This is a genomic window from Allobosea sp. GW821-FHT10B12 (assembly GCF_059415545.1).
The window spans coordinates 377,471-396,277 of the sequence record NZ_JBWKNL010000003.1 but is presented as its reverse complement, the minus strand read 5'-3'; the positions used below and the strand labels follow the sequence as shown (position 1 = coordinate 396,277).

Sequence of the window (18,807 nt, the reverse complement as noted above, 5' to 3'; positions counted from 1 at the left end):
CCCGGAGATCTCCGATGGTCAGCACGTCCAACCGTATCCTCGACGATATCGCCCGGCTGGCGACCGATGCCGCGGGCGCGGCCCAGGGCGTGCGCCGCGAGGTCGAGACCGTGGTCAAGACCCAGATCGAGCGGCTGCTGCGCGATCTCGACGTGGTGACCCGCGAGGAATTCGAGGCCGTGCGCGAGATGGCCCTGCTGGCGCGCGAGGAGAACGACAAGCTCGCGGCCCGGCTGGCGGCGCTCGAGGCCAAGTCCGAGTCGAAGTAAGTCCGAGGCCGAGCAGGAACCGACGCGTTCCCGCTGTGGACAGTCCCGCTGAGGGATTGAGGCGAACGTCGAATCCGCAGAGCTTGCATCGCGTACCGGGTGCCGAAGGGCTCGATCAGAACCGCGCAGGTTCTGTTAGGGCTCCGGACTCGCCTGAGCTATCGTCGATGAAGAGAGGTGATTCGTCGGTGGGCTCCGCTCGGAGCCGGCCGGTGAAGCGGAGATCGTCCAAATGATCTCCTGGTCGGGTTGCGTGCCTTACGCTTTTCCAGTCGCCGTGTTCCCGTTCTCGAACAGGTCGGACCTGCTCTTTGAGCAAGGAAGCCGGCTGTTGGACCTTGGGCATGATGGACCTTGATCTGGACGCCGATACCGAACGCCCCTCCAATCCCCTCGATCTCGTAGAACGCCTCGCCGCACTGAACGACTGGAGCTTCGATCGCGACAGCGATGACGAGCTTTCGGTCTCCGTCACTGGCGGCTGGGCCGATTATCACGTCGCGATCACCTGGCTCTCCGAGGTGGAATCGCTCCACATCGCCTGCGCCTTCGACCTCAAGGTGCCGGACCGGCGCCGCAATGAGGTGATGAACCTCGTCAGCCTGGTCAACGAGCAGCTCTGGCTCGGGCATTTCGACCTGTGGAGCCGCGAAAACGTGGTGATGTATCGCCATGCGCTCTTGCTCTCCGGCGGAGCCGAGCCGACCGAGGAGCAGGCCGCCGGGCTGATCAAGGCGGCGATCGACTCCTGCGAGCGCTATTATCAGGCCTTCCAGTTTGTGGTCTGGGCCGGAAAGAACGCCCGCGAGGCGCTCGAAGGCGCGCTGCTGGAGACGGTCGGCGAAGCGTGACGACAAGCCTGGTCCGGGCTTGACCCGGGCCGCGCTTGGCGGTTCAGGTCCGTGCGCAACCGCGCATAGACCGGAGAGACGCCATGTCGAGCCTGCTTCCGCAAACCCTGACGCTTGTCGGCGCCGGCAAGATGGGCGGCGCCATGCTCGAGGGCTGGCTGCGCATCGGCGTGAAGGGCGCGGGGATCACGCTGCTCGACCCGCATATTTCCGACGCGATGCAGTCGCTCGCGGCTGCCGAGGGGATGAGCGTCAACCCGGCCGCACCCACGCCTGCCGAGGTGGTGGTGCTGGCGACCAAGCCGCAGATGCTCGACACGGCCGCGCCGTCGGTCCAAGCGCTGATCGGGCCGAAGACGCTGCTGATCTCGGTCCTCGCCGGCAAGACGCTCGGCGATCTCTCGGCCCGCCTGCCCAATGCCGGCGCGATCGTGCGCGCCATGCCGAACCTGCCGGCTTCGGTCCGGCGCGGCGTAACCGCTGCTGCGGCGGGGCAAGGGGTCAGCGAGGCGCAGCGGCAATTGGCGGATGCACTGCTCGCCGGTGTCGGCAAGGTCGAATGGCTCTCCGACGAAGGGCTGATCGACGCAGTCACCGCCGTCTCCGGCTCCGGTCCGGCCTATGTCTTCCATATGGTCGAATGTCTGGCTGCCGCCGGGACCGCAGCGGGGCTCCCATCTGATCTGGCCGAGCGGCTGGCACGGGCAACCGTGGAGGGCGCCGGCGAGATGCTGTTCCAGTCACCGCTGCCACCGGCGACATTGCGCCAGAACGTGACCTCGCCGGGCGGCACGACCGCCGCTGCCCTCGAAGTGCTGATGGCCGACAATGGCCTGGCGCCGCTGATGCGACGCGCGGTCGCTGCTGCCAAACGCCGCGCTGAGGAGCTTTCCGGCTGAGACGGCCTTTCAAGCGCCCCGGTCACGCCTTAGCTTCTCTCCCATCAGCTCGCGACAGGAGAGAAGCCGATGGCGCGCAAACCCGTTTCCCCCGAGGCTGAGAAACCGGCAGTCAAGCCCGATCCGCGGCGTGCCGTGGTCGACGCCCTGTTCCGGCTGGCGGCGACGCAGAGCTGGGACGAGATCGAACTGCCGGCGATCGCCCGCGAAGCCGGGGTCAGTCTGGCCGAACTCCGTGGGCTCTTTCCCTCCAAGCTCGCGATCCTCGGCGGCCTCGGCCGCATCCTCGACGATGCCGTGCTTGCCGGCAGCTCGGATGATCTGCTGGAAGAGTCCTACAAGGAGCGCGTCTTCGATCTGGTGATGCGCAGGCTCGATGCGCTGGCACCCTACAAGGCCGGGCTGAAGGCGCTGATGCCGCATCTGCGGCGCCAGCCGCTGGCACTCGCCGCGCTCGGGCGCAATTCCATGAACTCCTGGCGCTTCCTGCTCGCCTCTGCGGGGATCCCGACCGAAGACGATCTCGGCTCCGTGCGTGTCCGCGGTGCGACGCTGCTGATGGCGCGCGTGCTCGACACCTGGCTCGAGGATGACCAACCGGAGCTGTCGCGCACCATGGCGAAGCTCGACCGCGAGCTGAAGACCGCCGGGCAGATCATGGCCCGAGTCGAGGATGTCCACCGGCTGACGGCGCCGCTGCGTGGTCTCGCCCGCTCGCTCTGCTCCGGCGTCAAGCGCACGCCGCGGCGTGAGCGCATGCGCGGCGAGGAAGGCGACGACTACGCGCCGGCGATCTGATCGCAATCCCTGGTTGCGGTCAGCAACTGCCGATTGTGGCAAAAAAGTGACAGCGTTAAGTGGGCATTAGCCGTTCCGCGCGAATGTGAAGAATCACGTTCGCGAGGGGCGATCCATGTCGGTGTTGAAGAAGCTTACTGCGCTGTCGATCGGCCGCTCATTCGGGCTGATCGCGATTCTGGCCGCCGTTGTCGCTGTCGCGAGCGTTGCCATCACTTTGCGTCAGGCCCGGATCGACATGCTCGACCTGAAGCGAGCCGAAGTGAAGAACGCGGTCGAGGCCGCCGCCTCCACGGTGAACGCCTATGTGGCGAAAGTGGAGAAAGGCGAGCTCAAGGACGCCGACGCCCAGAAGCTCGCGATCGACGCTGTGACCAACGCCCGTTTCGACGAGGGCAACTACTTCTTCATCATCCGCTATGACGGCTTCAATGTCGCCCATGCGAACGCGAAGCTGATCGGTACCGACATGTCGGGGCTGAAGGACTCGACTGGCAAGTCCTTCGTCAAGGAACTGACCGACACGGCCCGGACCAAGGGCTCCGGCTTCGTCGACTATCTCTGGGTGAAGCCTGGCGACAAGGATCCGTCGCTGAAGGTGTCCTACGTGGTCGGCGTGCCGAAGTGGCAATGGTCGATCGGCACCGGCATGCACGTCCATGCCGTGGACCAGTCCTTCTACGGTATGATCAGGGACGTCGCGGCCGTGCTGGTGCCGCTGGCGCTGTTGCTGCTCGGCCTCGTCGTTTTCCTGAGCCGCCGTGCCTCGGCGATGCTGCACAATGTCGCCGGCAATATGAGCGCGCTGGCGGCCGGCGACCTCAAGGCGCCGATCGCCTATCAGGAGCGTCAGGACGAGGTCGGCAGCATGGCGCGGGCGCTGGTCGTCTTCCGCGATGCCGCGCTGATGAAGCAGCAGGTCGAGGCCGAGAAGGTCCAGGCCGAGGCCGACGCCGGCGAGCAGCGTCGCGCCGCCGACACGCAGCGCAGCCTCAACGAGGCGCAGCGCGGCGAGGAGGCGAAGAAGCAGGCGATCGTCGTCGACGCGCTCGGCGCCGGCCTGGAGCGCCTGACCGAGGGCGACCTGACCTATCGGATCGAGGCGGCGTTCAGCGCCGAATACGTCAAGCTCAAGAACGACTTCAACGCGGCGATGGCGCATCTCGAAGAGACGATGCGTCAGATCGCGACCAACACCGAGAGCATGAAGGCGGGTGCCGGCGAGATCAGCCAGGCGGCCGACGACCTTGCCAGCCGCACCGAGCAGCAGGCCTCCTCGGTCGAGGAGACCGCGACGGCGCTCGACCAATTGACCGCGACCGTGCGCCAGACCGCCGAGGGCGCGCGCCAGGCCAGCCATGCGACGACCCAGGTCAAGGGCGAGGCCGAGCAGTCCGGGGAGATCGTGCGCGATGCGGTCGCGGCGATGGGCGGCATCGAGAAGTCGGCCGAGGAGATCTCGCAGATCGTCGGCGTCATCGACGAGATCGCCTTCCAGACCAACCTGCTCGCGCTCAACGCCTCGGTCGAGGCGGCCCGCGCCGGCGATGCCGGCAAGGGCTTCGCGGTGGTTGCCTCCGAGGTGCGCGCGCTGGCGCAGCGCTCGGCCGAAGCGGCCAAGGAGATCAAGGGCCTGATCACGGCCTCGTCCGTCGAGGTCGAGAAGGGTGTCGCCCTGGTCGGCCAGACCGGCAGTGCGCTGACCCGCATGTCGGGCGAGATCACCCGCGTCACCACGCTGGTGGCCGAGATCGCCTCGGCCGCCCAGGAGCAGGCGACCGGGCTGCAGGAGGTCAACACCGCGGTCAACGAGATGGACCAGGCGACGCAGCAGAACGCCGCCATGGCCGAGCAATCGACCGCAGCCTCGCAGGCATTGGCGCAGGAAGCCGACAGGCTGGCGGCGCTGGTCGGGCGCTTCCGGCTCGGCGGCGACGTGGTTGCCTTGAAGACGATGGCAGGCAAGATGGCGCAGGTTGCGGCTGCCCCGCCGCGCCCGGCGCGTGCCATGGTGGCCGCGCCCGTCCAGGCCCATGGCAATGCCGCGCGCAAGCACGCCAATGGCGGCGATCGCGGCTGGGAGGAATTTTGAACAAGGCTACCGAGATCGCCGCAGAGATCGGCTTCGATGATTTCCTCAAGGTCGATATTCGCGTCGGCACCATCGTCGAAGCGGCTCCCTTTCCCGAAGCGCGCAAGCCGGCAATCAAGCTGGTGATCGATTTCGGTGGCACGATCGGCCGCAAGAAATCCTCGGCGCAGATCACGAAGCACTATCGCCCCGAGGATCTCCCGGGCCGGCAGGTGCTGGCGGTGGTGAATTTTCCGCCGCGCCAGATCGGCAAGTTCATGTCGGAGGTGCTGACCTTGGGCGTGCCGGACGCTGACGGCGAGGTCGTGCTGATCGGCCCCTCGCTCGAAGTGCCTAAGGGCGGGCGGCTGTACTAGAGCCGCCGCTCAGGCGGCCTCGTGGTGCTGCCAGGTTCCGGTCGACAGCGTGGTCGGCGCCGGCTCCGGCTCACTCCAGCGCAAGGGCAGTGCCGCTTTGCGCCGCCAGGCGCGCGTCACCTCGACGTGCAAGAGGCGCCGGGCGCCCTCGAACTCGGCCAGTCCCGGCCCGTTCCAGGCGATCTCCGCCATGCCCTGCAGCTGCAGCACGTCGCCCTTGGCGAAGTCGATGAAAAGCAGGGATGTTTCCGGCTCGCGCAGCAGGTTGCCGAAGGTGTTGAAATAGCTGTTGCCGACGAAGTCCGGCACGCTCAGCCGCCCGCCCGCGATCCGGACGAAGCCCGGCCTGCCGCCGCGATGCGAGATGTCGAGCCCGGTTTCCGAGCTGCTGGCGATGAAGAGCGTGTCCGACTGGGCGATCAGGGCGCTCGCTGCCGCATCGAGGCCGCCGAGTTCTTCGGTGACAGCTGCGGCGACAGGTACGACCTCATGCTGCCGGACCTGGATGTACTTGGCGCAATTGCCGAAGCTCTGGTTCACCGCGACCTCAAGTCCGCTGCCGTCGCGCTTGCTGACCACACCATTGGCGCGGTTGCGTCGGCGGGTGCGCAGATCGAGCCCAAGCAGGCCGACAGGAGCACCAGCGCTGAAGGTGGCATCGGCCGGATCGCCGGGAGCGGGCAGGGCGGCGATGGTGAGCGCATTCGGTGTCGGGCTGGTGACGAAGCCTTCCGGGCCGGTGAAGACCGTCGCGATCGGCCTACCCTCGGCATCACGGCCAGCCGCGAACAGATAAGGCAGCAGCGCGAAGAAATCGCGATGCTGGTCCGGCATGAAGTCGCGGATGCCGGCGCCGCGCGCACTCTCGCCCGCGCGCGCCTGTGCCTCCAGCTCCCCGGCGTGGAAGGGCGAGGCGTCCATGGCCGCTAGCCTTTCACAGGGATGGGTGAGGGCGGGATCGGCTTGAAGAAGGGCAGGGCCTCGATGCGCGCCAGCCACGCCCGCACGGCCGGGTAGGGATCGAGCGGAATGCCGCCTTCCGGCGCATGCGCCACATAGGAATAGCAGGCGAGGTCGGCGAGCGTCGGGTGCTCGGCGGCGAGGAAGCTGCGGCCGGTGAGATGCTCTTCCATGAAGGGAAGCAGCCGAGCCGCGACCCGCTCGGCCCTCACCGGATCGTCTTCGTAGTTGAACTGCGCGATCATCCGGGCGATCGCCGGGCCGTGCATGACCTCGCCGGCGGCGATGGAGAGCCAGCGCTGAACCTGCGCCGCCGCGACCGGCTCCTGCGGAAGCCAGTCGCTCTGCGGCGCATAGCGCTTCACCAGATAGACCAGGATGGCGTTGCTGTCGGCCAGGATGAGATCGCCGTCCTGGAGTACCGGAATCTGGCCGAGGGGGTTGAGCCTGGTCCGGAACGCCTCGCTGCGGCGCACCTCCGCCGGGGCGGGCACGAAGTCGAAAGCGAGCCCGAGCGCGCGCAGCAGCAGTTCGACGCGGTGGGTATGGCCCGACAGGGGCGTGCCGTGGAGCGTGATCTTGGCTTGGGTCATCGAGGCCTCGCGGTGATATCGGGCCGAATCTGATTGTTTCAGCGAAGCGGCGAAAGCTGGTAGGCTGGCAAATCAGAATTCCGACTGATGGAATGATTATGGACCGGCTCGACGAGCTCTCGATCTTCGTCGCAATCATCGACACCGGCAGCCTCGCCGGCGCGGCGCGCCAACTCAGGCGTTCGCGTCCGGCAGTGACGCGGGCGCTGGCGGCGCTGGAGGAGCGCGCCGGCGTCAGGCTGATCGCGCGCACGACGCGCCAGCTCATGGCGACCGAGGCGGGGCGAGAGCTCGCTTCTTCGGCCCGCAACATCCTCGCCGAATACGATGCCTCGCTCTCCGGCGTGACCGCGGCGCCGATGCGCGGCCTGATCAGGATCACGGCGCCGACCGCCTTCGGCCGGCGCCATGTCACGCCGGTCGTCGCCGAATTCCTCGACCTGCATCCGGAGATCCAGATCGAGCTGGTGCTGGCCGACCGCAATCTCGACCTGATCGAGGACGGCCTGCATCTCGCTGTCCGCATCGGCCCACTGCCGAGCTCGCGGCTGGTCGCCCGCAAGGTCGGCGAGGTCAGGCGGGTGCTGGTCGCGGCGCCGGCTTATCTGGAGCGGCGCGGGACGCCGATCCGGCCGGCCGACATCGCCGGCCACGACACGATCGTCAGCATCGCCGCCGGCCAGACCATGCTCTGGCGCTTCGCCGGAGGCGCGCGCAGCGCGACCGTGCAGGTGACGCCGCGCCTGATCGTCAACGAGATCGAATCGGTGCTGATCGCGACGCGCTCCGGCCGCGGTCTCGCCCGCGCGCTGTCCTATCAGGCCGCGCCTGATCTCGAGGCGGGCACGTTGGTGCGGGTGATGCGCGAATGGGAGCCGCCGGCATCGCCGGTGCAGCTCGTGGTGCCGAGCGGGCAGCACCTGCAGCCGAAGGTGCGCACCTTCCTCGATTATGCCGCTGCCCAGTTGCAGCAGCTGCCGGTGATCAGGCCGGAGCGCTGAACTCTGAGGTCAGCGCAGCTCCGCATGCCTGGCCGCCTCTTCATGGATCCAGCTGCGGAAGGCCGCGATCGCTGGCCGCTGCGCCACGGCTTCGGGGCAGACGACATAGTATTGGTAGGCGCCGGGCAATTGCTGCGGGAAGGGTCGCACCAGGCGGCCGGCGTCGAGATAGTCGCCGATCAGGGCGCTGGTCGCGAGCGCGATGCCCTGGCCCGAGGCCGCGGCCTGCAGGGCGAGGAAGGTATGCGAGAAGCGTGGGCCATGCGACGCGTCGATGTCGTCGACGCCGGCATAAGCGAGCCATTGCCGCCAGGTCACGTATTTCGGGATGCCCTCGGCAAGCTCGTGCAGCAGCGTGTGGTGGCGCAGGTCGGCAGGTTCGCGCAGCGGCCGCTCTGGGTCATTCAGGAGCGCGGCATTGCAGACCGGAAAGAAGGTCTCCGTCATCAGCAGCTCGGAATGCAGCCCTGTATAGGCGCCCTCGCCATAGCGGACTGCGATATCGACATCCTCGCGTGCGAAATCGGTGAGGTGCAGCGACACCGAGATGCGTACCTCGAGCTCGGGGTGACGCTGCTTGAGCGCGCCGAGCCGGGGGATCAGCCAGCTCAGCGCGAAGCTCGGCATGGTGCTGACCGTCAGGATATTGGCCGCGTCCGGCCGAAGCGCGCGCGCGGTGGCCTCGTCGAGCTGGTCAAGCACTTGCGAGATCGACGCGGCATAGCGCTGGCCGAGGGGCGTCAAGGCAACGCCCTTGCTTGGCAGGCGAACGAAGAGCGGGCGCTGGAGCCAGGCTTCCAGCGTCTTGATCTGCTGACCGACGGCGCTGGCGGTGACGGCGAGTTCGTCGCCCGCCCGCTCGTAGTTGAGATGCCGTGAGGCGGCCTCGAAGGCGCGCAGCGAGGTCAGGGGCGGCAGATGGCGGCGGGTCATGGGTGGCCAAGTTTTGCTTGGGCTGAGGCAAAGAAGTTCTCATTTGCTTCAGGAGCCCGCAATCCCCAAATTCACATGCAGAAAAGCTGACAAAAGGAGGCCGCCATGTCGGCCAGAACCGCCACAGAAAATCTTTCGCTCTCCGTGACGCAGCATGAGCCGCATGGATTTGCTGGCCTGTTTCTTCGCTTCGAGGACTGGCTCGTGCAGCGGGCCAGCGCCCGGGCGCTCTATCAGATGGACGACCAGGCGCTCTCCGACATCGCCCTGTCGCGCAGCGACGTCGAGCGCGTGAACGACACCGCCCGCAAGGCCCTGTGGCGGCACTAAATCTCTCGGCTTTCGATTTCCGTCATGCCGTCCCGGTCGCGATGCTGCGGCCGGGATATTGGCGTGTGCTGAAGGGCGCAGGCCCGGTCAGACCGGTAGCCTGACCGTCGCCCGCAGGCCGCCCAGCGGCGACTCGCCGAGGATGATGTCGCCGCCATGCGAGCGGGCGATGTTGCGGGCGATGGCGAGGCCGAGGCCCGTGCCGCCGCCATCGACATTGCGGGCTTCGTCGATCCGGAAGAACGGCTTGAACACGTCCTCACGCAATTCCGGCGGAATGCCCGGGCCGTCATCGTCGACCATCACGATCAGATAGCGCGCGTCATGCGTGGCGCGGATGGCGATGCGGTCGCCGAAGCGCGCGGCATTCGAGACCAGATTGGTGAGCAGGCGCCGGATCGCGTCCGGCCTGACCACGACCAGCGGGTCGCCGATGACCGCGAGTTCGGTCTGGTGGCCCTGCCGCTCTGCATCGGCTTTGAGCGTCTCCAGCAGAGCGCGGATATCGGTCTCGACCGGGGCCTCGCCGGCATCGCCGCGGGCGAAGGCGAGATAGTCCTCGAGCATCCGGCTCATCTCGTCGACGTCCTTCTCGAGCGCCTCGAGATCGGGGGATCTTTCAAGAAGGGCAAGGGAGAGCTTGAACCGGGTCAGGATGGTGCGCAGGTCGTGGCTGACGCCGTTCAGCATCATGGTGCGCTCGCCGATCGAGCGTTCGACACGGCGCTTCATCTCGATGAAGGCGTTGCCGGCACGCCGGACCTCGCTTGCGCCGCGCGGCCGGAAATCGGCGTCGCGGCCCTTGCCGAAGGCCTCGGCGGCGTCGGCGAGCTTGAGGATCGGCCGGATCTGGTTGCGCAGGAACAGCACCGCGATGGTCAGCAGGATCAGCGAGGTGCCGATCATCCAGAGCAGGAAGATGTGGCTGTTGGAGGCATAGGCCTGGCTGCGCCGGGTCAGCACCCGCATCACGTCCTTGCCGAGCTTGATGCGGATCTCGATCAGGCTGGAGCGGCCGACCGTGTCGAGCCAGAAGGGGCGCTTGACCTGCTGGGCGAGCTCGGCCGAGAGCGCGCTGTCGAGCAGCGAGAAGAAGGGGCGGGGCCCGGGCGCGGGCAGGTCGGTATCGGGCAGGATCTCGACATCCATCCCGAGCCGTTCCTCGGCGATGCGGCCGAGGATGGTCGCCGGGTCGTCCTGCGGATAGCTCTCATAGACGTCGATCAGCGTCGCGATCTCGGAGGAGACCGCCGAGGAGAGGCGCTGCGTCACCGTCTGCCAGTGCCGCTCCATGAAGACATAGGCGATGACCGACTGCAGCAGCACGACCGGCGCGATGACGATGACGAGGGCGCGCGGATAGAGACCCTTGGGCATGATCCGCGCGATCGGGCGCAGCGACCGGTCCGGCAGGCGTCGCAGCGGGCTGCATACGGCCGAGAGGGCTGCGGCGCTTCGGTTCCAGGCGATACGCAGCCTCGCCAGCGTCCTCGCGGCGAGCGGGACCAGACGACGCCTGAGCGAAGCGTCAGCCATGTCAGTCAGGCCCTGTCGACGACAAGGCGGTAGCCGATGCCGCGGACGGTCTGGAGATAGAGCGGGTCGGCCGGATCGCGCTCGATCTTGCGGCGCAAACGGTTGATCTGCACGTCGATGGTGCGATCGTTGGCGGCCGAGCCCTGGGCGGCGAGCTGCTCGCGCGGGACATGCTCGCCGGCGCGCTCGGCCAAAGCGGTCAGGATCTCGCGCTCGCGCTCGGTCAGGCGGATCGATTCCTCGCCCTGGCGCAATTCGCCGCGGGCGAGGCCGTAGACGAAGGGGCCGAAGCGGACATAGTCCGGCCGCATCGGTGCCGCGGGCGCCTCCGGCTGGGCATTGCGCTTCAGGACATTGCCGAGGCGCAGGAGCAGTTCGCGCGGCTCGAACGGCTTGGCGAGATAGTCGTCGACGCCGATCTCCAGGCCGTTGATGCGGTCGTTCGACTCGGCGCGGGCAGTCAGCATCAGGATCGGCACCTGCGAATTCTGGCGCAGGCGGCGGGCGAAGTCGAAGCCGTTCTCGCCCGGCATCATCACGTCGAGCACCATGGCGTCGAAGACGAGGCGGCCGAGGCGGGCATCGGCATCGGCGGCATTGGCAGCGGTGGTGACGCGGTAGCCATGGTCGCCGAGGAAGCGCGCCAGGAGGTCGCGCAGGCGGCGATCGTCATCGACCACCAGGATATGCGGGGCCTCGTCGGGCACTGGCTTGAGCACGCTGGCCGCCATCTCGGCTCCTTTTTCGCCGCGGGCGCGGCTGAACGCACCGCTTCCTCGCGCAGGATAGCACAGCCAATTCAGGAGCTGGCCCGGGCTCGGCCAAGTCTGAGATAACATTGTCTAACGTTCTGCAACGCCTTCGGCGGCGCTATGCCTCAGCGCGATCCGGCGAGCAGGTCCTGCACCTTCTTGCGCTCGGACGGGTCGATCAGGCCTGCGAGGTAGCGCGCGACGATTTCGCCCGCCTCGGGCCCGACCAAGGCGAGCGCGCCGTTGATGCGCTTGGCCTGCAATTGCGCCAGCCTGACGGCAAGCTCGCGGCCGGCGGTCGTGGCGTAGAGATTGCGCTGGCGCTTGTCCTGCGTGCCCGTGCGCGACTCGACGAAGCCGGTCTCGACCAGCTCCTTCAGCACGCGATTGAGGCTCTGCTTGGTGATCTGCAGGATGTCGAGCAATTCGGCGATGGTCAGCCCCGGCTGGCGCTGGACGAAATGCAGCACGCGGTGATGGGCGCGGCCGAAGCCGTAATCGGCGAGGATGCGGTCGGGATCGCCGACGAAGTCGCGATAGGCGAAGAAGAAGAGCTCGATCAGCTCGTAGGGCACCGTGGCGCGAGGCTCCTCCACGGTGGCAGGCGCTGGATGCAATACAGGTGTGCTCACCGTCACGCTCATTTTTTATGTCAGCCTTGTTGACATATCTCAGACGTAAGATTACCGGTCAAGCACGCGGGGCGACCGATTATGTCGCAAGTGCCGGTTCCGGCGCAGCATAGATACCGCGCTTGCACGCCCTTTCGGCCTGTGGCGGAGTGCCTGCAAGAAAAGCACCTGGAGGACTGTATCATGTCTGTCATTCCTTTCGACCAGCGCGACGGCGTCATCTGGTTCGACGGCAAGCTCGTGCCGTGGAAGGAGGCCAAGGTGCACGTACTCACCCATGGCCTGCACTATGGCTCCTGCGTCTTCGAGGGCGAACGCTCCTATGACGGCGTGATCTACAAGTGCACCGAGCACTCGCAGCGCTTCCACAAGTCGGCCGAGATCATGGATTTCACGATCCCGTACTCGGTCGCCGAGATCGATGCCGCCAAGTATCTCTGCCTGAAGGAGAACGGCCTTAAGGACGCCTATGTCCGCCCGGTCGCCTGGCGTGGCTCGGAGATGATGGCGGTCTCGGGCATGAACAACACCATCCATACCGCGATCGCGGTGTGGGAATGGCCGAGCATGTTCGACATGGCGCAGAAGCTGAAGGGCGTGCGCCTCGACCTTGCGACCTATCGCCGGCCGGACCCGGCCTGCGCGCCGGTCCATGCCAAGGCGGCGGGGCTCTACATGATCTGCTCGCTCTCCAAGCACAAGGCGGAGCGCGCCGGCTATGCCGATGCGATGATGCTCGACTGGGAAGGCAATGTCGCCGAGTGCACCGGCGCCAACATCTTCTTCATCAAGGACGGCGTGATCCACACCCCGCTGGCCGACCGCTTCCTCGACGGCATCACCCGCCGCTCGGTGATCGACCTCTGCAAGAAGCGCGGCTTCGAGGTGGTCGAGCGCCGCATCCGGCCGGAGGAGCTCGAAGGCTTCGCGGAGTGCTTCATCACCGGTTCGGCCGCCGAGGTGACGCTGGTCTCCGAGATCGGTCCCTACAACTTCGTCACCGGCAATATGGGCAAGGTGATCATGGAGGACTATTCGGACGAGGTCCGGCAGAAGTCCAAGGCCGCGGCCTGACCGCATCGGAACGCCAACCCGACTGGCCGTGTTCATGCGGCCAGTCGGATATTGCCGTACACGAGCCGCGACGCTAGCCTTCCGGGCAGGGTCATCTTGCGGAGGTGCGGATGGTTCAGGTCCTCGTCGTCGGCAATCATTTTCGCTGGAACCTGTCGCGAAACGTCGGCAAGGCCCAGCCCAACATCCTCGATGATGTCGAGCTCGTCCGGTTCGGCTACTATTGCATGAGCCTCAATGCGAAGTCGGCGCTGCGCCCCAAGATGAAGGCGGAGCTCGACGCGCTGAAGCCTGCTGGCGCGTATGGGCCCGACCTGCAGACCGTCATCGATGTCCATCAGAAGCTTCGTGGCGGCACGCAGGACGGGCGTGTCAGCGTCGAGCGCGGCAACGTCACCGACAGCGAATTCTACGACGGCAAGAACTCCTGGATCATAGCCGGGCTCAACAACCACATGGTGGACATCTGCACGGATATCTATCCGCGGATCGACAAGCACCTTCAATCCGGCCCGGACATCACCCGCAAGGTGAAGGAAATCATGGTCGGCATATAGTGGCGAAGCGCCCTGGGGCATTGCAGGCCTGGCTACTTCGCCGCCTTCACTTCGCTGCGGAACATCGTGATCCAGTCGTCGGAGCTGATGCCGCGGCATTCACCCATCATGCTGAACCCGGTCAGAGCGAAGCCGGTGCCGACCCAGGCATAGCCGCCCGCTGCGCCGCAATCGCCGATGCCACGCCCCTTGGCGAAATAGTCGATGCGGCCGGTCTTGGGGTCGAACTCGCCATTGACCAGCACGTTCTTCTCGCTCTCGTCGTTCCGCGGGAAGTTGACGGGCTTCGCGTTCGCCACCGCGCCGTTCTCGACGATCCAGAAGGCGTTCGAGGCGTTGTAGGCGCCGAGCGAGCAGGTCAGCGAGACGAGGCTGCGCTTGCTGTCGAGCGACCAGGCGGCGTCATGCTTCGTCGTCATCTCGCCGTCCTCGCACTGGTCGGGGTCGCGTTGCGCGATATGCTTGCGCAGCGCGGCGGCGAGGGCCTTCCCGTCCTTCTCGGAGAGCGAGCCGCTCGCCGGCTTCGCCATGATCACCGGCGCAGCTGGAGCAGGCGGGACGTTCGTTGCGCTGCCCTTCCGGATCAAAGCGGAGGTGGTGCCCAGCCGGCCCTGCTGCTCGTCGATCCAGAGCAGCGTTGCGACGGCGCCGGAGAGCGAGACCTCAGCCGACAGGCCGGGCGCCGCGACCTGCAGTTTCGTCGCCTTGCGCGCCGCCTCGATGAAGGCGGTGATGTCGGCTGGCTGGAAGGTCACGGAAGCGAGGTCGTTGTCGGCCGTGACCGGCATGGCCCTGCCGCCGGCCGGGAAGGCGGTGCCATCCAGCTTGAGCTGGACCGTCAGCGGCGGCCTCTTCCAGTCGCCGCGCAGCCGCAGGACCAGGCTGACCGCGCCGTCCGGGCCGGCCGGGCGCTCAAGGCGCAGATAGGCGGTGGTATTGGCGCCCTCTGATGGGATGGATAGCGCCGTGCAATTCCAGGTGTTGCTGCAGCCCGCCATCCAGTCGCGGAAGCCCTTCGGCTCCGGCCCGGCCGCGAGAGCGAAGCTCGGCGCGGCGAGGAGGCCCGCCGCGAGCAGAAGCGACTTCAGTTCCTCAGGAGACCTGTTCCCAGCGTTGTGCCGCATCGTCGTCATCCGCCTTGGCCTCGACCCAGCCGCCGAGCGTGCCGTCGGCGAGGTGCTCGCGCTTCCAGAATGGGGCGCGGGTCTTGAGGTAGTCCATCAGGAAATCGGCGGCTTCGAAGGCCTCGCGACGATGGCTCGAGGCGGCGATCACCAGCACGATCTGCTCGCCCGGCTTGATCAGCCCGAAGCGGTGGATGGCGAGGAGGCCCGCAAGCGGCCAACGCTCGGCAGCCTCGCCCGCGACGCGGGCGATCTCGGCCTCGGCCATGCCGGGATAGTGTTCCAGCTCGAGCGCGGCGAGGCGGCCGCTCTCATCGCGGCAGAGCCCGGCGAAGGAGACGACGGCGCCGATATTCGGATTACCGGCGGTCAGCGCCGCGATCTCGGCGCCGATGTCGAAATCCTCGCGCTGGATGCGGACGAGCGGCGTCATGGCCCTGGCCTCGTACTCAGCCGCCGGTCATCGGCGGGAAGAAGGCGATCTCGCGCGCGCCGGCGATCGTCGTCGCAGGCTTGGCATGGGTCTGGTCGATGGCGGCGCGCACGATCGCCTCGTTCTCGAAGGCGAATTCGTAGCCTTCGCCACGCGTCTTCAGCCAGCGCACGAGATCGGCGATGGTCGCGGTGCCGGCCGGCGGCGTGACGGTCTCCTCAGGGAGGCCGATGCGCTCGCGTACCCAGGCGAAATAGACCAGCCGCAGGCTGGCGGGCTCGGTAATGGCCATGGTCATACGGCGCGCTCATCCTCCTCGACGAGATGGCGGATGCCGGAGTTAAGATAGTCCCAGCCGGTATAGATCGTCAGCAGCGCCGCGATCCACAGCATCGCGATCCCGATCTGGGTGTTGTAGGGCAGGACCTTGTCACCGGCGGGGCCGGCGACGAGGAAGCCGAGCGCGAACAATTGCGCCGTGGTCTTGTATTTCGCGACCTTGCTGACGGGGACGCTGACCTTGAGCTCGGCCAGGAATTCGCGCAGGCCCGAGACCAGAATCTCGCGGCAGAGGATGACGATCGCCGCCCAGATCGCCCAGCCCTTGATCGTCTCGGTATGGACGAGCATCAGCAGGAGGGCGCAAACCAGCAGCTTGTCGGCGATCGGATCGAGCATGCGGCCGATCGCCGATTGCTGGCCCCAGCTGCGAGCGAGCCAGCCGTCGAGATAGTCGGTGACGGCGGCGACGACGTAGATCGCCAGTGCTGTCCAGCGGGCCCAATCGTCCCAGGGCCAGAACAGCAGCGCCACCAGCGCCGGAATCGCGACGATCCGGCCGTAGGTGAGAAGGTTCGGCAGGGACCATGGTCCCCGGCGGCGGATGGCTTCGTTGAGACTCGTCACGACGCTCACCAAAACAGCGCCTTCATGACAGCGTCAACACGCAAGGGTGTGACCTCGGCCATTCAATTTCAATGCTCGTGGAAATGGGCATGCACCGCCTTGGCCGTCGCGGCGTTGACGCCGGGGGTGCGCATCAGGTCGTCGAGCTTGGCGCGCTGGATCGCCTTCACAGTGCCGAAATGCAGCAGCAGCGCCCGTTTGCGCGAGGGACCGATGCCCGGAATCTCGTCGAGCGGGTTGGTCTTGATGTCGCGCTTGCGCTTGGCGCGGTGCGTGCCGATGGCGAAACGGTGGGCCTCGTCGCGCAGGCGCTGGATGAAGAACAGGGCCGGATCGCGCGGCGGCAGCTTGAACGGCTCCTTGCCGACCATGAAGAAGGTCTCGCGCATCGCGTTGCGATCCTCGCCCTTGGCGATGGCGACGAGCGCGATGTCGGTCACGCCGCATTCGGCCATGATCTTGCGCGCCGCCTCGAACTGGCCCTTGCCGCCGTCGACGATGACGAGGTCGGGACGGGAGGGGAAGGCGGAGTCGTCGGCGTCGTCGCTCTCAGCAGGCTCTGATGCTGCCGAAAGAGGCGCGTCCTCTCCCCCCTTGTGGGGGAGAGATAGAGAGGGGGGTATGCCACCCTCGACATCGGGCGAACTGGACTCAGGGGCGTTTGCAGGTGCGATACCCCCCTCCCAACCCTCCCCCACAAGGGGAGAGGGCTCCTGCGTCTGCTCGGTTGGGCCGGAAGCAACTCCACTCTCCTTCGCCAGCCGCGTGAACCTGCGCTTCAGCACCTCGCGCATCATGCCGAAATCGTCGCCGGCGATGGTGTCGGCCGAGATATTGAAGGTGCGGTAGTGGCTCTTCATGAAGCCGTCCCGTCCGGCGACGATCATGCCGCCGACCGCGTTGGTGCCCATGATGTGCGAGTTGTCGTAGACCTCGACGCGGCGCGGAGCCTTCTCCAGGCCGAAGGCAGTGCCGAGCGCATTGAGCAGGCTCTGCTGGCCGGCGCTGTCGGCGAGCTTGCGGGCGAGCGCCTCATGCGCGTTCTTCTGGGCATGGGCGACGAGATCGCGGCGCTCGCCGCGCTTGGGCGTCGCCAGCTCGACCTTGCGACCAGCGCGCTCGCACAGGGCTTGTGCGATCAGGTCGGCTTCGGCCAGTTGGTGCGAGAGCAGGACGAGTTTCGGCGGCGGCTTGTCGTCGTAGAATTGGGTGACGACCGAGGCCAGCACCTCGGCCGGGGTCAGGCTCTTGTCGGCGCGCGGGAAGAGGGCGCGGTTGCCCCAGTTCTGCTTGTTGCGGAAGAAGAAGATCTCGACGCAGAACTGTCCGGCCTGCTCGTCGATGGCGAAGACGTCGGCTTCCTCGACCCCTTGCGTGTTGATGTCCTGTCCGGCCTGCACGGCCGAGAGTGCCGCCAGCCGGTCGCGATAGCGCGCTGCCTTCTCGAACTCGAGTTCCTCGGCCGCCGCCTGCATGCGCTCGGACAGGAGCTGCTTCACCGCCGAGGAGCGGCCGGAGAGGAAGGCGCGCGCCTGGTCGGCGAGGCCCTGATAATCGGTATGCGAGATCTCGCCGGTGCAGGGGCCGGAGCAGCGCTTGATCTGGAAGAGCAGGCAGGGCCGCGTGCGGTTCTCGTAATAGCTGTCCGAGCAGGAGCGCAGCAGGAACGCCTTCTGCAGCGCGTCGATGGTGCGCTCGACCGCCCAGACCGAGGCGAAGGGGCCGAAATAGTCGCCCTTGCGCTGGCGCGAGCCGCGGTGCTTGGCGATCTGCGGCGCCGGATGGTCGCCCGAGAGGAAGATGTAGGGGAAGGATTTGTCGTCGCGCAGCAGCACATTGTAGCGCGGCCTGAGCTGCTTGATCAGGTTCGATTCGAGCAGCAGTGCCTCGGTCTCGGTGCCGGTGGTGACGAACTCCATGTTCGCCGTCTCGGCGATCATCCGCGCCACGGCGTTGGTGTGCGCCATGCCGCGGGCATAGGCCGTGACCCGGTTCTTCAGGCTCTTGGCCTTGCCGACATAGAGCACCTCGCCGGCGCGATCGAACATCCGGTAAACGCCCGGCCGGTTCGGCAAATGCTTGGCGAAGTCGGCGATCACCTCGATGCCGGCCTTGAGCGCGCCGGGCGCCGCCTCGCCGAGATCGAGCGCGGCCTCGGGCGCGGGAAGGGCGTCCTCCTCGTCCTCGAACTCTTCTTCCGGCACGTCGTCTGGGCGTTCGCGATTCATGACCTGCATGTAGGATGCCGCAGCGGCTTCGTCATGTCAGGAGTGCGGTCGCGACGCTGGCGCCATTCACTAGGCGGCAGCGATGCAGTCGATCTCGATGTCGAAGGGCCCGAACCAGACCGGCACGCAAAGAAAGATGCGGGCTGGCGGGTCCTTGGGGAAATAGCGGGCATAGACCGCGTTGACGGCGGCGAACTTGTCGGGGGACGTGCAATAGACATTGCATTTCAGCACATTCGCCAGCGACGAGCCTGCGGTTTCGAGACAGAGCTTCATCTGCTCCAGCACGAGCTCCGTCTGTCGTTCGATCGGCGCCTTGGCGATCTCGCCGGTTGCGGGATCGAAGGGGGGCATGCCTGAGACGTACAGGGTGTCGCCATGGCGGACCAATGGCGAGAACGGCACTTTCAGGCGCTCGCCCCAGGTCGAGAACGGCTCGACACGAATGATCTCTCGCTTCATTGGATTCTCCTGCGTGGCAGG

Annotated in this window: 22 protein-coding genes; 10 read left to right on the top strand and 12 right to left on the bottom strand. The window is 66.8% G+C overall.

Annotation, left to right across the window (positions count from 1 at the left end):
• Nucleotides 1–14: 14 nt before the first annotated feature.
• The 6 genes from AC07O0_RS11830 (at nucleotide 15) to AC07O0_RS11805 (ending at nucleotide 5,265) form a co-directional block, all read left to right on the top strand.
• A complete protein-coding gene (locus AC07O0_RS11830; protein WP_057190753.1) occupies nucleotides 15–269 on the top strand; it encodes an accessory factor UbiK family protein in 255 nt (84 codons plus the stop codon).
• A 344-nt stretch (nucleotides 270–613) separates the two neighbouring features.
• On the top strand, nucleotides 614–1,120 hold the full coding sequence (locus AC07O0_RS11825; RefSeq protein ID WP_494623169.1) for a type III secretion system chaperone family protein: 507 nt from the start codon (nucleotides 614–616) through the stop codon (nucleotides 1,118–1,120).
• 83 nt (nucleotides 1,121–1,203) lie between these two features.
• Complete coding sequence (gene proC / locus AC07O0_RS11820; RefSeq protein WP_494623167.1) at nucleotides 1,204–2,019, top strand: pyrroline-5-carboxylate reductase; 816 nt, start codon at nucleotides 1,204–1,206, stop codon at nucleotides 2,017–2,019.
• Nucleotides 2,020–2,088: 69 nt separating this feature from the next.
• Nucleotides 2,089–2,817 (top strand): TetR/AcrR family transcriptional regulator, encoded by a 729-nt coding sequence (locus AC07O0_RS11815; protein ID WP_494623165.1) that lies wholly within the window; start codon nucleotides 2,089–2,091, stop codon nucleotides 2,815–2,817.
• Between the two features lie 115 nt (nucleotides 2,818–2,932).
• Complete coding sequence (locus AC07O0_RS11810; protein ID WP_494623163.1) at nucleotides 2,933–4,909, top strand: methyl-accepting chemotaxis protein; 1,977 nt, start codon at nucleotides 2,933–2,935, stop codon at nucleotides 4,907–4,909.
• Nucleotides 4,906–5,265 (top strand): tRNA-binding protein, encoded by a 360-nt coding sequence (locus AC07O0_RS11805; RefSeq protein WP_494623161.1) that lies wholly within the window; start codon nucleotides 4,906–4,908, stop codon nucleotides 5,263–5,265. The genes AC07O0_RS11810 and AC07O0_RS11805 overlap by 4 nt, the downstream gene beginning before the upstream one ends.
• Nucleotides 5,266–5,274: 9 nt before the next feature.
• Here the strand turns inward: AC07O0_RS11805 and AC07O0_RS11800 are convergent, their stop codons facing one another.
• Nucleotides 5,275–6,186 (bottom strand): pyridoxamine 5'-phosphate oxidase family protein, encoded by a 912-nt coding sequence (locus AC07O0_RS11800; RefSeq protein ID WP_494623159.1) that lies wholly within the window; start codon nucleotides 6,184–6,186, stop codon nucleotides 5,275–5,277.
• 5 nt (nucleotides 6,187–6,191) lie between these two features.
• A complete protein-coding gene (locus AC07O0_RS11795) occupies nucleotides 6,192–6,818 on the bottom strand; it encodes a glutathione S-transferase (protein ID WP_494623157.1) in 627 nt (208 codons plus the stop codon).
• A gap of 98 nt (nucleotides 6,819–6,916) precedes the next feature.
• Here AC07O0_RS11795 and AC07O0_RS11790 point away from each other — a divergent pair, with 98 nt between their 5' ends.
• Nucleotides 6,917–7,819 carry a LysR family transcriptional regulator gene (locus AC07O0_RS11790; RefSeq protein WP_494623155.1) on the top strand — a complete coding sequence of 301 codons (903 nt, stop codon included), beginning with the start codon at nucleotides 6,917–6,919 and terminating at the stop codon, nucleotides 7,817–7,819.
• A 9-nt stretch (nucleotides 7,820–7,828) separates the two neighbouring features.
• On the opposite strand, the gene AC07O0_RS11785 is transcribed toward AC07O0_RS11790, so the two are convergent.
• Entirely contained in the window at nucleotides 7,829–8,752 is a 924-nt protein-coding gene (locus tag AC07O0_RS11785; protein WP_494623153.1) for a transcriptional regulator GcvA, read from the bottom strand.
• 105 nt (nucleotides 8,753–8,857) lie between these two features.
• Between AC07O0_RS11785 and AC07O0_RS11780 the strand changes: the two genes are divergently transcribed.
• Nucleotides 8,858–9,082 carry a DUF1127 domain-containing protein gene (locus tag AC07O0_RS11780; protein WP_494623151.1) on the top strand — a complete coding sequence of 75 codons (225 nt, stop codon included), beginning with the start codon at nucleotides 8,858–8,860 and terminating at the stop codon, nucleotides 9,080–9,082.
• Nucleotides 9,083–9,169: 87 nt separating this feature from the next.
• Here the strand turns inward: AC07O0_RS11780 and AC07O0_RS11775 are convergent, their stop codons facing one another.
• The 3 genes from AC07O0_RS11775 to AC07O0_RS11765 form a co-directional block, all read right to left on the bottom strand.
• A complete protein-coding gene (locus AC07O0_RS11775) occupies nucleotides 9,170–10,618 on the bottom strand; it encodes an ATP-binding protein (protein ID WP_494623149.1) in 1,449 nt (482 codons plus the stop codon).
• A 5-nt stretch (nucleotides 10,619–10,623) separates the two neighbouring features.
• Nucleotides 10,624–11,349: a response regulator gene (locus tag AC07O0_RS11770; RefSeq protein ID WP_454024635.1), complete on the bottom strand. Its 726-nt coding sequence runs from the start codon at nucleotides 11,347–11,349 to the stop codon at nucleotides 10,624–10,626.
• Between the two features lie 146 nt (nucleotides 11,350–11,495).
• On the bottom strand, nucleotides 11,496–12,014 hold the full coding sequence (locus AC07O0_RS11765) for a MarR family winged helix-turn-helix transcriptional regulator (RefSeq protein ID WP_454024634.1): 519 nt from the start codon (nucleotides 12,012–12,014) through the stop codon (nucleotides 11,496–11,498).
• Nucleotides 12,015–12,185: 171 nt separating this feature from the next.
• On the opposite strand from AC07O0_RS11765, the gene AC07O0_RS11760 reads away from it, so the two are divergent.
• Both AC07O0_RS11760 and AC07O0_RS11755 read left to right on the top strand, forming a co-directional pair.
• A complete protein-coding gene (locus AC07O0_RS11760) occupies nucleotides 12,186–13,076 on the top strand; it encodes a branched-chain amino acid aminotransferase (protein WP_494623146.1) in 891 nt (296 codons plus the stop codon).
• Between the two features lie 110 nt (nucleotides 13,077–13,186).
• Complete coding sequence (locus AC07O0_RS11755; RefSeq protein ID WP_494623144.1) at nucleotides 13,187–13,633, top strand: hypothetical protein; 447 nt, start codon at nucleotides 13,187–13,189, stop codon at nucleotides 13,631–13,633.
• Nucleotides 13,634–13,665: 32 nt separating this feature from the next.
• Here the strand turns inward: AC07O0_RS11755 and AC07O0_RS11750 are convergent, their stop codons facing one another.
• The 6 genes from AC07O0_RS11750 to AC07O0_RS11725 form a co-directional block, all read right to left on the bottom strand.
• Nucleotides 13,666–14,757 carry a DUF1176 domain-containing protein gene (locus AC07O0_RS11750; RefSeq protein WP_494623142.1) on the bottom strand — a complete coding sequence of 364 codons (1,092 nt, stop codon included), beginning with the start codon at nucleotides 14,755–14,757 and terminating at the stop codon, nucleotides 13,666–13,668.
• Nucleotides 14,726–15,190 carry a molybdenum cofactor biosynthesis protein MoaE gene (locus AC07O0_RS11745; protein WP_494623140.1) on the bottom strand — a complete coding sequence of 155 codons (465 nt, stop codon included), beginning with the start codon at nucleotides 15,188–15,190 and terminating at the stop codon, nucleotides 14,726–14,728. The genes AC07O0_RS11750 and AC07O0_RS11745 overlap by 32 nt, the downstream gene beginning before the upstream one ends.
• A 16-nt stretch (nucleotides 15,191–15,206) precedes the next feature.
• Nucleotides 15,207–15,458, bottom strand: a complete 252-nt coding sequence (moaD, locus tag AC07O0_RS11740; RefSeq protein ID WP_494624179.1) for a molybdopterin converting factor subunit 1 — start codon at nucleotides 15,456–15,458, stop codon at nucleotides 15,207–15,209.
• A 26-nt stretch (nucleotides 15,459–15,484) separates the two neighbouring features.
• Complete coding sequence (pgsA, locus tag AC07O0_RS11735) at nucleotides 15,485–16,096, bottom strand: CDP-diacylglycerol--glycerol-3-phosphate 3-phosphatidyltransferase (protein WP_494623138.1); 612 nt, start codon at nucleotides 16,094–16,096, stop codon at nucleotides 15,485–15,487.
• 68 nt (nucleotides 16,097–16,164) lie between these two features.
• Nucleotides 16,165–18,324 carry an excinuclease ABC subunit UvrC gene (gene uvrC, locus AC07O0_RS11730; RefSeq protein WP_494623136.1) on the bottom strand — a complete coding sequence of 720 codons (2,160 nt, stop codon included), beginning with the start codon at nucleotides 18,322–18,324 and terminating at the stop codon, nucleotides 16,165–16,167.
• A 69-nt stretch (nucleotides 18,325–18,393) separates the two neighbouring features.
• Complete coding sequence (locus tag AC07O0_RS11725; protein WP_494623134.1) at nucleotides 18,394–18,786, bottom strand: RidA family protein; 393 nt, start codon at nucleotides 18,784–18,786, stop codon at nucleotides 18,394–18,396.
• Nucleotides 18,787–18,807 lie beyond the last annotated feature (21 nt).

What these genes read in the sequence shown, in the direction of transcription:
- AC07O0_RS11810 (WP_494623163.1), top strand. Translation starts at nt 2,933, where the DNA reads ATGTCGGTGTTGAAGAAGCTTACTGCGCTGTCGATCGGCCGCTCATTC.
- AC07O0_RS11825 (WP_494623169.1), top strand. Translation starts at nt 614, where the DNA reads ATGATGGACCTTGATCTGGACGCCGATACCGAACGCCCCTCCAATCCC.
- AC07O0_RS11750 (WP_494623142.1), bottom strand. Translation starts at nt 14,757, where the DNA reads ATGCGGCACAACGCTGGGAACAGGTCTCCTGAGGAACTGAAGTCGCTT.
- AC07O0_RS11830 (WP_057190753.1), top strand. Translation starts at nt 15, where the DNA reads ATGGTCAGCACGTCCAACCGTATCCTCGACGATATCGCCCGGCTGGCG.
- proC (WP_494623167.1), top strand. Translation starts at nt 1,204, where the DNA reads ATGTCGAGCCTGCTTCCGCAAACCCTGACGCTTGTCGGCGCCGGCAAG.
- AC07O0_RS11760 (WP_494623146.1), top strand. Translation starts at nt 12,186, where the DNA reads ATGTCTGTCATTCCTTTCGACCAGCGCGACGGCGTCATCTGGTTCGAC.
- AC07O0_RS11755 (WP_494623144.1), top strand. Translation starts at nt 13,187, where the DNA reads ATGGTTCAGGTCCTCGTCGTCGGCAATCATTTTCGCTGGAACCTGTCG.
- AC07O0_RS11815 (WP_494623165.1), top strand. Translation starts at nt 2,089, where the DNA reads ATGGCGCGCAAACCCGTTTCCCCCGAGGCTGAGAAACCGGCAGTCAAG.
- AC07O0_RS11745 (WP_494623140.1), bottom strand. Translation starts at nt 15,190, where the DNA reads ATGACGCCGCTCGTCCGCATCCAGCGCGAGGATTTCGACATCGGCGCC.
- uvrC (WP_494623136.1), bottom strand. Translation starts at nt 18,324, where the DNA reads ATGAATCGCGAACGCCCAGACGACGTGCCGGAAGAAGAGTTCGAGGAC.
- AC07O0_RS11800 (WP_494623159.1), bottom strand. Translation starts at nt 6,186, where the DNA reads ATGGACGCCTCGCCCTTCCACGCCGGGGAGCTGGAGGCACAGGCGCGC.
- AC07O0_RS11765 (WP_454024634.1), bottom strand. Translation starts at nt 12,014, where the DNA reads ATGAGCGTGACGGTGAGCACACCTGTATTGCATCCAGCGCCTGCCACC.
- AC07O0_RS11775 (WP_494623149.1), bottom strand. Translation starts at nt 10,618, where the DNA reads ATGGCTGACGCTTCGCTCAGGCGTCGTCTGGTCCCGCTCGCCGCGAGG.
- AC07O0_RS11795 (WP_494623157.1), bottom strand. Translation starts at nt 6,818, where the DNA reads ATGACCCAAGCCAAGATCACGCTCCACGGCACGCCCCTGTCGGGCCAT.
- AC07O0_RS11770 (WP_454024635.1), bottom strand. Translation starts at nt 11,349, where the DNA reads ATGGCGGCCAGCGTGCTCAAGCCAGTGCCCGACGAGGCCCCGCATATC.
- AC07O0_RS11790 (WP_494623155.1), top strand. Translation starts at nt 6,917, where the DNA reads ATGGACCGGCTCGACGAGCTCTCGATCTTCGTCGCAATCATCGACACC.
- AC07O0_RS11780 (WP_494623151.1), top strand. Translation starts at nt 8,858, where the DNA reads ATGTCGGCCAGAACCGCCACAGAAAATCTTTCGCTCTCCGTGACGCAG.
- AC07O0_RS11725 (WP_494623134.1), bottom strand. Translation starts at nt 18,786, where the DNA reads ATGAAGCGAGAGATCATTCGTGTCGAGCCGTTCTCGACCTGGGGCGAG.
- AC07O0_RS11785 (WP_494623153.1), bottom strand. Translation starts at nt 8,752, where the DNA reads ATGACCCGCCGCCATCTGCCGCCCCTGACCTCGCTGCGCGCCTTCGAG.